Annotated in this window: 9 protein-coding genes and 1 pseudogene; 7 read left to right on the forward strand and 3 right to left on the reverse strand. The window is 72.4% G+C overall.

The features are described 5' to 3' along the window. Positions 1 to 390 precede the first annotated feature (390 nt). Positions 391 to 3,243 (forward strand): hypothetical protein, encoded by a 2,853-nt coding sequence (locus tag A3IC_RS0132985; protein ID WP_026219032.1) that lies wholly within the window; start codon positions 391 to 393, stop codon positions 3,241 to 3,243. A gap of 264 nt (positions 3,244 to 3,507) precedes the next feature. On the opposite strand, the gene A3IC_RS57890 is transcribed toward A3IC_RS0132985, so the two are convergent. Both A3IC_RS57890 and A3IC_RS0132995 read right to left on the reverse strand, forming a co-directional pair. Next, complete coding sequence (locus A3IC_RS57890; protein WP_158696193.1) at positions 3,508 to 4,335, reverse strand: hypothetical protein; 828 nt, start codon at positions 4,333 to 4,335, stop codon at positions 3,508 to 3,510. A 65-nt stretch (positions 4,336 to 4,400) separates the two neighbouring features. Further along, positions 4,401 to 4,904, reverse strand: a complete 504-nt coding sequence (locus tag A3IC_RS0132995; RefSeq protein WP_020554353.1) for a SigE family RNA polymerase sigma factor — start codon at positions 4,902 to 4,904, stop codon at positions 4,401 to 4,403. Between the two features lie 313 nt (positions 4,905 to 5,217). Here A3IC_RS0132995 and A3IC_RS0133000 point away from each other — a divergent pair, with 313 nt between their 5' ends. From A3IC_RS0133000 to A3IC_RS0133025, 6 genes and pseudogenes are all read left to right on the forward strand, one after another. Further along, positions 5,218 to 5,988 (forward strand): SDR family NAD(P)-dependent oxidoreductase, encoded by a 771-nt coding sequence (locus A3IC_RS0133000; protein ID WP_205354726.1) that lies wholly within the window; start codon positions 5,218 to 5,220, stop codon positions 5,986 to 5,988. Between the two features lie 400 nt (positions 5,989 to 6,388). Next, a pseudogene (locus A3IC_RS73735) lies at positions 6,389 to 6,514 on the forward strand (hypothetical protein); the annotation flags it as partial. Positions 6,515 to 6,568: 54 nt separating this feature from the next. Beyond that, entirely contained in the window at positions 6,569 to 7,066 is a 498-nt protein-coding gene (locus A3IC_RS0133005; RefSeq protein WP_020554355.1) for an NUDIX domain-containing protein, read from the forward strand. A 461-nt stretch (positions 7,067 to 7,527) separates the two neighbouring features. Further along, entirely contained in the window at positions 7,528 to 9,552 is a 2,025-nt protein-coding gene (locus tag A3IC_RS62960; RefSeq protein ID WP_158696194.1) for an IPT/TIG domain-containing protein, read from the forward strand. Between the two features lie 325 nt (positions 9,553 to 9,877). After that, on the forward strand, positions 9,878 to 11,179 hold the full coding sequence (locus A3IC_RS57900) for a low temperature requirement protein A (RefSeq protein ID WP_020554358.1): 1,302 nt from the start codon (positions 9,878 to 9,880) through the stop codon (positions 11,177 to 11,179). Positions 11,180 to 11,219: 40 nt separating this feature from the next. Continuing rightward, positions 11,220 to 11,591, forward strand: a complete 372-nt coding sequence (locus A3IC_RS0133025) for a cupin domain-containing protein (RefSeq protein ID WP_020554359.1) — start codon at positions 11,220 to 11,222, stop codon at positions 11,589 to 11,591. A gap of 109 nt (positions 11,592 to 11,700) precedes the next feature. Here the strand turns inward: A3IC_RS0133025 and A3IC_RS0133030 are convergent, their stop codons facing one another. Beyond that, entirely contained in the window at positions 11,701 to 13,980 is a 2,280-nt protein-coding gene (locus A3IC_RS0133030; RefSeq protein WP_020554360.1) for an MMPL family transporter, read from the reverse strand. Between the last annotated feature and the right edge of the window lie 196 nt (positions 13,981 to 14,176).

Consider the following 14,176-nt stretch of genomic DNA (forward strand, 5'->3'; position numbering starts at 1 on the left):
CGGCGCCTGATCGGATTGCTCCGGGTGGTCCGATCACCCATTGCCCATCGCCCGTCGCCTCACCGGTTGCTTGAGTCTCACCGGTCGTATCGGTGGTCGCATCGAAAGTTGACGATCCGATCACCGACCGATCGCCGACTGCGGCTGCGGTCGGATGAGGCGGGTCAGCCGGGGCCGAAAGCAGACTCCCGGCCCTCGAAGGTAGGTTCGCCCACCGAAGGACCGTCCCCACCGATCCGACGGTCCCGTTCGAAGGATGGTCCCCTCCGACCGTCGGAGGATTCCCGCCGGCGCTCGACCCCTCTTCCGCGGCCCGAAACACCCATCGACACGCGTACTTCCCGACTCGGACCCGTGCCTCCCGCGCGGGACGAAGGAGTTGTCCTACACATGCTGGACCTCGCAGGCTGGGACTGGTCCCGACACTGGCCCTATCTGGCCGGAGCCCTCGTCGTGCTTGCCTCGGCCGTCCTCGTCGAACGCGCCCGCCGCCGCGCGGTCGCCGAGCGGGCCCGGGTCGCGGCCCTGCCCGAGGAGGCCCGCAAGGCGCTGGAGAGTGATCGGGCCTCGACCAGGGACCGGCGCGGGCGGCGGGTCGAGGACCTGCTGACGGCGGCGGTCTCGGCCGCGGCGGCGGGTCTGTCGGCGGCGCAGCTCGGCAAGTTCGGTCGGGACGTCATGGGCCTGCACGGGCCGTGGGCGTATCTGCCGTTCGTCGCGCTGGACTTCGCCGCGGTGGTCTGCGCGCTACGGGCTCGCCGACGGGCAGCCCGGGGGGCCGCGGCGGGTCTGTCGGGGGCCCTGGTGTGGGTACTGGCGCTGCTGTCCGCGTCCATGTCGGCCAGCGAGGGGGCCAACCTCGGCGAGGCTTTCGCGCTCGGGATCTGGGCGCCGATCGCCGCCGTGCTGTGGGAGCTGGGCCTGGCCGAGGAGCGGCACGCGCGGACCGAACGCGCCGACCGTCGGGTCGGGTGGATCCGCTGGCTGCATCCGATCGAGCGGATCCTGGTCCTGGCCGAACTCGCCGGCGACGAACACATGGGCGCGGCCGAAGCGACCGAACGTGTCCGCCAACGTCGCGCGGCCCGCGCGCTGTACCGGCTGCGCCAGGCCACCGAGGCGCGCGCCGCACGAGTCGACGGGGCCGGCCGTTCGCCCGCGCGTCCCAAGCGCGCCATCGATCGTCGGTACCGTCGCGCCGAGGCATTCGCACAGCGGACGGCCGCGCGTGTGCGGCTGGCCGACGCCGAGGTGGAGGCGGCCGTACTCCCGCAACTGCGCGTCCTGGTCGACGTCGGCCGACTCGCCAACATGACCTGGCCCACCCCGGACGTCACCGAGCCCGCCCGACGGCGAGACGGCCGCCCGCGCCTGGGCGCGACGACCACCCGGGGCGGCACCCCACGCCCGACCCCGGCCCGCCGCGTGGCCGGTGTCGCCGTCTCGGCCCCTCTCGACCCGTCGTCCACCGTGCCCGCCCCGACCGTTCCGGAGCCGGGCCATGCCGCACAGGGCCACGAGCACCTCCACCGACACCCGGCGCCGGCCTCGCCGAACAACGGCGTCCGGACGCCGACTTCGCGTGCCGGTGCGGAGGAGGTGGACCGGGACACGAGGGCCTGGTCGCCCGGGCCGGCCGCACGCAACGCCGACCCGAACGCCGAGCACGCGGCCCCGCACCGGCCGCAGACCGAGCACCCGACCCGAGCCGCGACCGGCACGCGAGCCGCGACACCAATGCCCGAACCCGCGACCAGGCTTGCGGCACCCGACAACCCGAGCCGCCCGCAGGCCGCGTCCCCGGCGGCACGCGATACCAACCACCGTCCCCGAAACATCGAGCCCGCCCCACCGAGGACCCACCACCCCCGCCCGCCCGCCCCGGACGCGTCGGCGCGATACGGCGACCCGGGAGCCGCAGCCGCGCCGGCCGGAGCGCCGGATGCGGGGGAGCGGGCCCGAAGCTCCGTGGCCGCTGTACCCGAGGGCGGTCTCCTGCCGCCGGGTGGCGCGCGTACGCGCCATGACGGCTCGCGTGCACCGGGTGCGCGCCGGCATGTGGCGGACGTGGCTGTGGCGGGTGCCACGAACCCGCCTCGTGACGTGCGGTCCGAGTCCTCCGGCCGAGAGGGCGCGCATCGCCGGGCGGCAGGCGCGTGGCCGGACGACCCGGACCCGGACCGAGTGGCGGGTATCACGGCGTCGGATCCCATCGCCATGTCCCATGACGCCCACCGTGCCCACGGCGCCCCCACCGCTGCGCAGGGTGCCGAAGACCCGTCGTACTCCCACCCGGCGGCCATCGGTCTGCCGGACGGTATCGACGAGAACCGCGATCCCGAAGCGGAGCCCCGGAACGTCGTCGGTGCGTACGAGCAGGAGGACGCCCACTCGTGGGGTGGCGGAGACCTGCATCACCACCCGGCCGCCGACGTGCGTTGGCAGGGTGACCCACACCGCGCTGCGCCCCAAGCATCGCCGGGCGGCACGGCGGAACCTCGTCCGACGACCGACGCGCCACCCTCGTCCGCGGACGGAGCCGTCCCGTCGTCGACCACGACGGGTTCGTACCCGGACCCGGACCCGGACCCGGCCGTCACGCCGCTCGACACCCCCGCCCCGAGTCGCGACGCGGCGGCCACGGCCGAGACCACCCCGCGACCGACGGCGCCTCGCCCCACGAATCCGCACCAGCACCACCAACCACGCGCCCGCCGCGCCGGCAACCCGGACCCGGTGGCGACCCACGACCAGGCGTCCGTCCCCACCACCACCTCCGGCGGTGCCGGCCGGCCCACCGCCGACCCGATACCTCCCGTCACGCCCGCGCCCGCCCCCCGCCGCGAGGCGCCGAACGTCGCCCCGCCTCCCCCGCCGACTCCGGCCGAGTCGGCGGCAGGCAACGACACTTCCGCTCCCTCGCCGATGCCCGAACCCCCGGCGGAGCCGCCGAGCATCGAACCCGTCGAAACGCCCCCTGTCGCGCCCATCGACTACGACATCCCGCGCCAGGGCCGCAGGCTGGACGGCTCGGCCATCACCAGCGCCGCCCGTCGCGACCACCGCATCCTCGCCGTCGTCTCCCTCCTCGCCGCCGAAACCGACCTGACCGGCGAGGAAGTCGCCCACCGCTTCGGCGTCGGCGAGCGCTCCGGCGAACGCCTTCTCAGCCAAGCCCGGGAAGAACTCGCCGCCCGCCGCGAACACGCCGACGACCCGGACCTGGCCGACGCCGGCCTCTGACCCACCGCCACGACCACCCGCCGCCACGACCACCCGCCGACGCCAAGGCCGTCGGCCGACGCCATCCGCCAGGACTCCCGCCGACACGGTCGGAAGCCGTCCCGCACTCTCGATCGGAGCCCACGGCCACGTGCACCCCCCCGACTCGAAGAAGGCGGCCGGACGGACGCGTTGGCCGAGCGGGGAGCGGCGGGGGACGACCGTGTCGCGGGAGGCGGGTCCGTGTGGTGGCCGTCGCGCCGGCCTTCGCCTGTCGGGGTGGGTTCAGCCCCCGTCGGAGGGGGACCCGGTAATCGTCGAGAGGATGTCCGGCTGCGAGGCGAGGGTGAAGAGTTGGCCTCCGGTGAGCGGGGGGCCGCCCAGCAGGACGCCGGTTCTGTCGTTGCGTGTCCCCGATCTGAGTGAGCGCGCGGTGCCGTTCGGCGTTGTGATGAGGAGTTCCACGATCGTGTCGCCGTCGACGGTTCGTGAACCGGTCACGGTCTTGGAGCCGTCGGGGAGGATTCCGCGCACGCAGTCGGTCCAGGCGGGCAGTGGTCCTCCGGTCTCCTTGTTGATCCCGGGATCGCTCTCGCATGGTGATTCGGGTGCGGACCCCGGGGCGTGGCGAGATCCGACGCCCGAGCTGACAGTGAGCTTTTGACCGTCGGTCCTCGTCGCCAGGTACGACAGGGAGACATCGTGCGGATACTCCTCGATGGTGGCGACCCCGACGGGCAACTGCGCGCGGAGTGCGGCCAGGAGTCGGTCGTGCGCGAGTCGGACGGCATCGTCCGCGCGCCAGGGGACTTGGGGTCCGGGGCTCGTGGACGGGGGACCGGTCGGCGGCGCGGAGGACGTGGGTTGCGCGGCCGGTCCGGTGACGACGGTGCCGCCGTCGTCGGAGGCGAGTGCCAGAGCGCCTGCCGCGCCCCCTGCGAGCAGGGTGGCGGTGGCCACGGCCGCGACACCGATCAGCGACCTTCGGCGTCGCCGAAGCCGGTCGCCGCCCGTGCGTACCGCGGGCAGCAGGGCTTCGGGCACGGGCGGCTCCGTCTCCGGCGGTGGGAGCATGTCTCTCATGAGGGTGGCCGGATCGTTGTGGATGAGCATCGTTCGTGTCTCCGTTTCCTGATCGAGCGAGGGATGTGCGTCGAGAACATCGACATCGGAGGTGGTCACGGCCGGGCGATGTCGTGGACGGAATCACCCAGGATCGCGCGGAGTTGCTCCAAGCCGCGGCTCGCGGCCGATCGCACGGCCGAGGAGCTCCGGCCGAGCAACGCCGAGGTTTCCTCGACGCTCTGGTCCTCCCAGTAGCGGAGAACGAGTACCGCCCGATAGACCGGGGACACCTGCCCCAGTGCCGAGAGCAACGCCAGGCGCCGTGCGCTGTCCACGTCCGTCGCCGCCGCGTCGGGAAACGCCTCGGAGAGCACCTCGCGGCCCGAATGCAGGCGCTTGGTGTCGATGAAGCCGCGCACCAGGACGCGGCGGGTGTAGCTGTCGACCGCATCGGTGTCCCGCATCCTGTGCCAGGTCGCGTACACCTTCGTCAGCGCCGTCTGGACCAAATCCTCCGCCTGGTGCCAGTCTCCGCACAGCAGGTACGCGGTACGGCGCAGCGCGTGATAGCGAGCCGTGACGAACTCGTCGAACAGACGCTCCTTTTCGGGTCTCATCCTGATGTGCCCCCATGAGGTCGACGACGATTTGCCATGTCGGTTAGACGGGCTGGGCAACCCGATATGTTGCGTGAGGCGACGCGTGTTCGCCGACCCCGACCGGGCCGACGGCCGGTCCGTCCGACCCCGCTTCCGGCTCCGCGCACATCCCCGACCCCACCAGGTCCGCCCGGCCGGGACGCCGTGTGTGACCCCGAGCGCAGCGGTGCGTGACCCTGGCTTCCCCATCGTGCCTATGGCACGATCCGTCACCTCTGGTCATGGGCGCCTGTCCGGGGCCCACACCGCTCTCGTGCGATGGAGTGAACGTATGTCGATAGCCCACGTGTCCGGCCGGTTCGACGGCAAGACCGCGGTGGTCACCGGAGCGGGTTCCGGGGTCGGCCGCGCGACCACGCTGCGCCTGGCCGCGGAGGGTGCGAACGTGTTCGCGTTGGACATCGCGGCGGCGGCGCTGGCCGAAACCGCGGAGCTGGCCGCCGGACTCGCGGGCAAGGTCGCGACCCGGATCGCCGACGTGTCCGTCCGCGACGAGTGCTTCGCGGCGGTCGCTGCGGCGGTGGCCGAGTTCGGCGGCCTGGACGTGCTGGGCAACGTGGCCGGCATCGCGCGGGCCGAGCACGTCCTGGAGGTCACCGAGGCGGACTATCGGCGGATGATGGGCGTCAACATCGACGGCTACTTCTTCATGTGCCAGGCCGCCATCCCGCACCTGCTCGAGCGTTCCGGGAACGTGGTCAACATCGCGTCCAACGCCGGTGTGATGGGCCTGGCGTACGGCGTCGTCTACACCATGAGCAAGGGTGCCGTGGTCCAACTGACCCGGTCGCTGGCCTGGGAGTTCGCCAAGCAGCCGCTGCGCGTGAACGCGATCGCGCCGGGCGGCATCGACACCAATTTGGTCGCGAACTACCAGATGCCGGCGGATGTGGACTGGGACCTGGTCGGCCGGGCGATGACGCCGCGTCCGATGGCTCAGCCGGAGGACATCGCCGCGATGTTCTCGTACGTCGCCTCCGAGGAGGCCCGCAACGTGCACGGCGCCATCCTGCACAACGACAGCGGCCTGACCGCCGGCTGACCCCGCCCGCGGCAACCCCGCACGACACGGCTCCGGTCCGCCGCGCACCCACACCCGCCGCTGCCGGACCGGAGCCCTCGCTACCGTGAAGTACGCCGTGTGGCAACGCGGTTCCGCCGGCCGTGGGCCTACGCACCGGCCCGGTCCGGCGTCTGCGCCGCCGCGCCCGGGCTGCGCGGCCAATTGCGCCGGCATCTGCGGCGCGGCGGCTTCGAAGACGGCAACACCAGCACCCCTCGCAGCAGCACTCACAGCACCCGCACCGCCCGCAAGACCCGTCCCAGCCGTCGCTCCCATCCGCGGTCGCCGCCGAACGCCGTGAACTGGCGGCCGTGTTGGCCGACCTTCGGGCCGACCGGTGGATGCGCCCACGCTCTGCTCCGGGTGGCGTGTGCGCGGGGTGGCCGCCCACATGCTGCGGTTTGCCCGGGCCGGCTGCACGGCGAGCCCCGCGACCGCTTCGTCGCCGGCCGAGCGGAACCACCGAGTGAGACACCCCACGCCGAAACCCGGCCCGACTCCGGGCCGACCCCCACCCGCCTCCCGGCCGGGCGAGCCGGATGTCGCTAGGGTCGAGCAGATGACCAACGAGTTCCTGCCGCCCGAGCAGTGGTACGCGCAACTGCCCACCCTCTACGCCGCCGCCTCCGCACTGATCACCGACGTCGAGGACCGGGTGCTCCTGGTCAAGCCCAACTACCGGGACTACTGGAACCTGCCCGGCGGCTTCGTCGATCGCAACGAGCCACCGCACGTCGCGTGCGCGCGCGAACTGCGCGAGGAACTCGGACTCGACCTCGCGGTAGGCGAGTTGCTGGTGATCGACTGGGTGCCCGAGCACGACCCGAGGCCGCGACCGCTGACCGGCTGGATGTTCGACGGCGGCACCCTCACCCCCGAGCAGATCGCCGCGATTCGCATCCAGGAGGACGAACTCGACGAATACGCGTTCGTCACCCTCGACCGAGCCGCCGAGCTGCTGCCGAGCACCGTCGCCCCGCGCGTCCCGGCCGCGGTCGAGGCCCGCGCCCTCGGCCGTGCCATATACCTGCCGAGACCCGAGCCGACCGGGTCCTGACCCGACCGCGCACCACCCGACTTCCGCACGCGCGCCGGTCCCCGCACCCACACCCGGGGACCGGCCCGGTCACGTTTCGAGTGGTCGCCGGACCTGGGCGTGCCGGCCGGCTCCGGACGGCTGACGTTCACCGAGGCCGGACATCCGCCCCGACGGATGCCCGGCCGGGGTTCGGGGCCGAGTCGGCTCGGAGCGGGGTCCCGGTCGCGCCGGGACCGGGTGCGGGACGGACTTCTCTCTCTTCCCCTACACCAACTCCCGTCCCACCGCCGCCCTTTGGTCATTCCGGTCACATCGTCGCCCGCTTCCCCGGTACGTTTCCGGCGATGCACCGACGAATCGCGATCCGTGATTCGCGGCCGTCGTGATTCGGGTGGGGGCCCGGGTGCCGTGCGGGGCGGGGATCGACGTGCCTCGATGGGGACGGCCGAGTGTGGTCCATCTTCAGGGAGGGGATCCCGATGTCGCTCCATCACGTGCCGCCCGATCGCGGGCCGAACCGCGGGCGCCGCAGTCACTCCGCCGAGCCCCCGGAATCGCACCACCCGCACGGCACTCGGCAACGACCCGGCGCCCACCGGCAGTTGCGCGCCGCGCTGCCCCGCCGCCCGATCGCGCTGATGGTGACCGTCACGCTGATCGCCGCCGGCCTGTTCGCCGGTCTGGTCACCCGGGCCACACCCGCCGCCGCGGCCCGCCCCGGCGTCTTCGCCTATGTCGCCAACTCCGGGTCGAACACGGTGTCCGTGATCGACACCGCGAACAACACCACGACCGCCACCATTCCGGTGGGCCGGGGTCCATACGGGCTCGCCGCCAACCATGCCGGCACCCGGGTGTACGTGGCCGGCTTCGACTCGGCCGCCGTCTCGGTGATCGACACCGCCACAGACACGGTCACCGGCACGATCGCCACCGCCGGTGCGCCCTTCGCGATGGCCGTCGACCCGACCGACAGCCGCCTCTATGTCGCCCAGGGCAATTCCGTACTGGTCGTGGACACCGCGACCAACACCGTCACGGCCACGATCGCCGTCGGTACCAGTCCGATCGCGGTCCTGGTCGCCCCGGACGGCGCGCACGTGTACGCCGTCAACAACGCCGGCCACGACATCTCGGTGATCGACACGGCCACCGCCACCGTCGGTGCGAGCATCGCGCTCTCCGGCTCGCCCGACGGGGCGGCGCTCAGCCCCGACGGGAAACACCTGTACGCCGTGGACGACCAGAGCGGCCTGTGGGTCCTGGACCTGACCGCCGGCGGTGCGCTCACCGCGACCGTCCCGATCACCGACGGCAGCAATGTGGCGGTGAACGCGGCCGGCACCAGGGCCTACGTCTCCGCCTTCCCGGCCGCCGTCAAGGTGGTCGACCTGACCACGAACACGGTCACCGACACCGTTTCCGTGGGCAGTTACCCGGCCAACCTCACGCTGCACGTCGCGGGCGGCTTCGTGTACACCACCAACGCCGTGTCCGGAGACGTGTCGGTGATCGACACCGCGTCCGACACGGTGGTGGCCACCGTTCCGGTGGGGAGCACCCCGTACGGCATCGTGGTGGTCGGCGTCCCGCAGCCGCGCACCGTCACCTCGGTGAGCCCGAACTCCGGCCCCACGGCCGGCGGTTCCTCGGTGACCGTCACCGGTACGCACTTCACCGGCAGCACCGCCGTCGCGTTCGGCACGACCTCGGCCACATCCTTCACCGTCGTCGACGACACGACCATCCTCGCCACCGCGCCGCCCGGCGCACCCGGCACCGTCCACGTCACCGTGACCGGCCCCGGCGGCACGAGTGCGACCTCGGCGGCGGACCGGTACACCTACGCGGCAGCGCCGACGGTCACCTCGATCGGCCCCGACTCCGGTCCGGAGGCGGGCGGCACGGTGGTCAGCATCACCGGCACCGATCTCGCGGGCGCGACCGGCGTCACCTTCGGCCCGGGCCGGCCCGCGACCTCGGTCTCGTGCACCGCGACCTCGTGCACGGTGACCGCGCCGCCGGGGCCGGGGGCCGGCCGGGTGGACGTCCGGGTGAGCACCGCCGGCGGGACCAGTGCGAGCAATCCCGCCGATCGATACACCTATATCGCGAGCACGGCCGACGTGGCGGTGGCGCTCCGGGCCACCGGCGTGCCGTCATTGTTCAACGCGCACATCGACTACACGATCACCGTCACCAACCGCGGTCCCGACACGCTCGGCTCGGCGACCGTCACGGCGCCGCTGCCGGTACCGATGACCGCGACGTCACCGGACTGCGCGGTGGTCAACCGCACGGTGACCTGCACGGTGGGTCCGCTGGCCAAGGGCGCGGCGACCACCCGCCACTTCACCGCCCCGGTGGGCCTGCTCGGCCTGGGCCTCGCCTACGAGGTCACCGCGAGCCGCACCGCGAGCGCGCCCGCCGATCCCAACCCGGCCGACGACAACTCCTCGGCCTCGTGCACCGTGATCACGTCACTGCTCATCCTGTGCTCGTGAGCACCGGGCGGCTTCGAGTTCATCCGCTCGGCCTCTTCGTCTCCACTCGTGAACGGATGACTCCCGGGCCGCCCGGGAGCTTTTCCTGACGACTGATCAGGGCGCCTGCGGCGGGCCGGACTTCCGGCTCGCCGCGACGTGCGTGCGGGCTACGCCGATCGCGAACGCGCGCAAAACGTGCTGTCCCGAAGCAGGTGCCGCGGTGATGATGGGCCCGCGCACGTGCGCGACTCGCACCGGATCGGTCCGGACCTCGGTCGGACCGACCTCCGGCGCCGCGCCTCGGCCCCCCGATGGGCGCACCCGGACCCACGAAAGCGAACGCATGAGATCCTCCTCGGCTCCCCGCGACCCCGATCGACTCGACGCCTCGATACCGGCGTCACCCCCACCGACGGACCCCCACGACCCGGCCCACGACCCGGCCCACGACCGGGCCCACGAGAACTCCCTCGACATTGCGATCGAGCTCCCGCACGACCCGACCGAAACACCCGCCGAGGCCGAGCGGCCCACCGGCGTCACCCCGATCGAGCTGTTCTTCGACCTCGTCTTCGTCTTCGTGCTCACCCAGGCCACCCATCAGGTGGAGTCCCACCCGGGCTGGAGCGGGCTGTTCCAGGGCATGCTGCCGTTGGCGGCGATGTGGTGGATGTTCGGCGCGTTCAGTTGGCTGACCAACGCGGTCCGCCCGGACGCGACGGTGGTCCGGCTGCTGCTCGCGCTCACGATGACCTCGTTCTTCGTGATGGGCCTGGACCTGCCCTACGCGTTCGACCCGGACGGCTGGGCGTTCGGCCTCGCGTTCCTGGTCGCCGTCGCAATGCACGTCGCGCTGTTCCTGACCGCCTCCGAACCCTCGGCCCGCGCCGGGATCCTTCGACTCGCGCCGTTCAACGCGGTCGGCGGCGTGCTGATCCTGGTCGCCCCGCACCTGCCGGACGCCGGCACGTGGGTGTGCTGGGCGGCGGCCGTGGCGGTGCTGTACCTGTCGATGGTGATCGGACGCATCCGCGGCTTCGTGGTCGAGCCGCACCACTTCGTCGAGCGACACGGCCTGATCATCCTGATCGTGCTCGGCGAATCGGTCGTGGCCGTGGGCATCGGCGCGGGTGGTCGGCCGGTCGACTGGAAGCTCGCGGGGGGCATCCTGCTCGGCATCGCGGTCGCCACCGGCATCTGGTGGACGTACTTCGGCGGTGACGACGAACGCACCGTGCGGGCCATGTCGGACGCTTCCGTCGAGCGCCGGCAGATGCTCGGCTACGTGGCGTTCGGCCTGGCACACGCGGTGATGATCGCCGGCATCGTGCTGGTCGCGGCGGGCATCTCGGACGCCATCCACCACCTGGGCACCGACACGAACCGCTGGTGGCTGGGCGCCGGCGTGGCAACCTTCCTGCTGGGCCACGGCTGGCACCGCTACGTGCTGGACACCGGCCCGGTCCAGGGGCGGATCGTCACCGCGGTGGTGGCGCTGCCGCTGATCGCTTCCGTGGCGGGCACGGGCTGGGCCGTACTCGCCGTGGCCACGGTGCTCCTCGCGATCATGACCGTGGCCGACCACCTCCGTCAGGTCCGCGCGGAGGAGGCACCGGATCCGCGACAGGTGACCGCGGCCGCCTGACCTTCGGGCGCGTGATCCCGCTCTGCTAGCGTCGCCGGCCATGAACGACAGCGTGTATGTGGGCAATGCGGGCCCGGACGCGGCGCTGGACCGGGGGTGGCTGCTCGGCCATTTCAAGGACGCCGGCGACCCCCGGCACAGCGACGCGGTGGAGATCAAGTGGGGCGTGCATCCGCCCGGCGACAAGCGCGCCGAGTGGGTGACCGGGGAGGCGCGGACCGCGCTGCTGATCCTGATCAGCGGCCGATTTCGGGTCGAACTCCCGGGCCGCAGCGTGCTGTTGGCAAAGCAGGGCGACTACGTGGTGTGGGGCCACGGGGTGGACCACTCGTGGTCGGCCGAGGAGGAGTCGGTGGTGCTGACGGTGCGCTGGCCGTCCGTACCGGGCTATCGGGTAGGCGGAGACGCCTGACCACGCGCCGACCGCCGCCCCCGAAACCGCGCCGCGGCCTCCCCGGCACGACGAAACGGGGTGTGCCCGAGCCTGCGCTCGGGCACACCCCGTTTCCATGCCGGTCCGATCAGACGCGGACCGCGTCCCGATCCGGGTCGCTGTCCGCCGGGTCGAACGGGTTCGCCTTCGCCTTCGCGGCCGCGGCGTCGTCGCCCAGGTACTTGCGCAGCCCCTCACCCTCGACGTCCACGTTCGGGATGAGCTTGCTCAGCCACGCCGGCAGCCACCACGCGGACTTGCCGAGCAGGGCCAGTACGGCCGGCACGATCGTCATCCGGACCACGAACGCGTCGAACAGGACGGCGGAGGCGAGGCCGAAGCCGATCATCTTGACCATCGAGTCGGGCGCCCCGATGAAGCCGGCGAACACCCCGATCATGATCAGCGCGGCGGCCGTGACCACCCGCGCACCGTGCTTGAACCCGCTGACCACGGACTGCCTCGGGCTCTCGCCGTGCACGTACGCCTCGCGCATCCCGGTGACCAGGAAGACCTCGTAGTCCATCGCGAGTCCGAACACGATGCCGACCAGGAAGATCGGCATCATGCTCATGATCGGCCCGGTCTGGTCGACCCCGATCAGGCTGCCGAACCAGCCCCACTGGAACACCGCGACCACCGCGCCGAGCGAGGCGACCACCGAGAGCAGGAAGCCGCCGGCCGCCTTGAGCGGCACCAGGATCGACCGGAACACCGCCATCAGCAGCAGGATCGCGAGGCCGACCACGAGGGCCAGGTAGGGCAGCAGCGCGTCGTTCAGGCGCTGGGAGAAGTCGATGTTCAGCGCCGGACCGCCGCCGACGAGCGTGTCGGCACCGGTACGGGCCTTGGTCTCGTCCGCCGTGGCACGGATCGCGTGCACCAGGTCCTTGGTGGCGTTGCTGCTCGGCTTGGAAGCGGGTGTGATCTCGATGATCGCGGTGTTCTCCGCCTTGTTGAAGGTGGCGGGAGCGATCGAGGCGATGCCCTTGACCTTGCCCAGCGCGTTGGTGACCTCGGCCGCCGCGGCCCTGCCGTTGTTGTTCTTGGCGGCGTCCACCACGACCAGCAGCGGCCCGTTGAAGCCGGGACCGAAGCTCTCGGTCAGCAGGTCGTAGCCGCGACGCTGGGTGGTGTCGGTCGACTTCACGCTGTCGTCCGGCAGGCCGAGCTCCATGCTCGTGGCGGGCAGCGCGAGCGCGCCCAGGCCCAGTACCGCGACCACCAGGACCTTGATCGGGCGACGCAGTACGAACCGCGCCCAGCGGGTGCCCATGTTGGGCTTGTCCGCGTCCCGCCGGTGATCGGTGCCGCCGGCGGCGATCTCGGCCTCGCGCCGGGCGAAGCGCTTGCGGTCCTTGCGGCCGAATATGCGCTTGCCCGCGAAGCCCAGGATGGCCGGTACGAAGGTCAGCGCGACCAGTACCGCGACCGCGACGGTGCCGGCCGCGGCCAGGCCCATCTCGGTCAGCATCGGGATGTTGACCACGGCCAGGCCGGCGAGCGCGACCACCACGGTGAGGCCGGCGAAGACCACCGCGGAGCCCGCGGTGCCCACCGCCCGGCCGGCCGCGTCCTCGGGTTCGCGGCCCTGGGTCAACTCGCTGCGATAGCGCGAGACCACGAACAGCGCGTAGTCGATGCCGACCGCCAGGCCGAGCATCATCGCCAGCGTCGAGGTGGTGGGGGAGAGGTCGAACACGCCCGCGAGGGCGGTGATGCCGCCGACGCCGATGGCGACGCCGAGCAGCGCGGTGAGCAGCGGCAGCCCTGCGGCGATCATCGCGCCGAAGGTGATCGCCAGGACCACGGCCGCGATCAGGACGCCGACGATCTCGCCGTTGCCCGGGCCGGAGTCGGTCTGGAGCGCGTCGCCGCCGACCTCGACGGTCAGACCCGCGTCGCGGCCCTGCTGCGCCGCGTGCGAGAGCGTGTCGCGGGTCTTGTCGTGCAGCGTGTCGGCCGGTTCCTGGTAGGCCACGGCCGCATACGCGGTGGTGTGGTCCTTACTGACCGTGCCCGCCTCGAACGGGTCGGCGGCACTGGCCACCTGGTCGGTGCCCTTGAGCGCGCCGACCACCTGCAGGACGGCTGCCTTGTTCTTGGCGGAGTCGATCTGCTGGCCGGCGGGCGCGCGGAAGACGATCCGCGCGCCGGCACCGCCGGCGGCGGCCTCGGGCGTGCGGGCCTCCAGCAGGTCGACGGCCTTCTGCGCCTCGATGCCGGGAACCGAGAAGGGTTTGGCGGCCGGAGCGGACGCCTGCGAGGCGCCGAATCCGACCAGGGCGAGGATCGCAACCCAGAGCAGGACGACCAGGCGTCGCCGCCGAAAGGCGGCCCGACCGAGTCGGTACAGGAATGTGGCCATGAAGGAGTCTCCAGGCTCGTGCGAGTCGGGACGTGGGGGGCAGGGCGTGCGGGATCGACCCGGGGCGACACGTGTCACCGACACCGGGCGGCATGCAAAACGAGTACGGAGCGGGCGGGTATGGGCAGGCGCAAGCAAAGGTGTGGCAGGTGTGAGCAGGTCACATGCCCGAACGGCCGAGCGGTTCTACTAGCCG

Source organism: Embleya scabrispora DSM 41855, assembly GCF_000372745.1.
In the GTDB taxonomy this organism is placed as follows: domain Bacteria; phylum Actinomycetota; class Actinomycetes; order Streptomycetales; family Streptomycetaceae; genus Embleya; species Embleya scabrispora.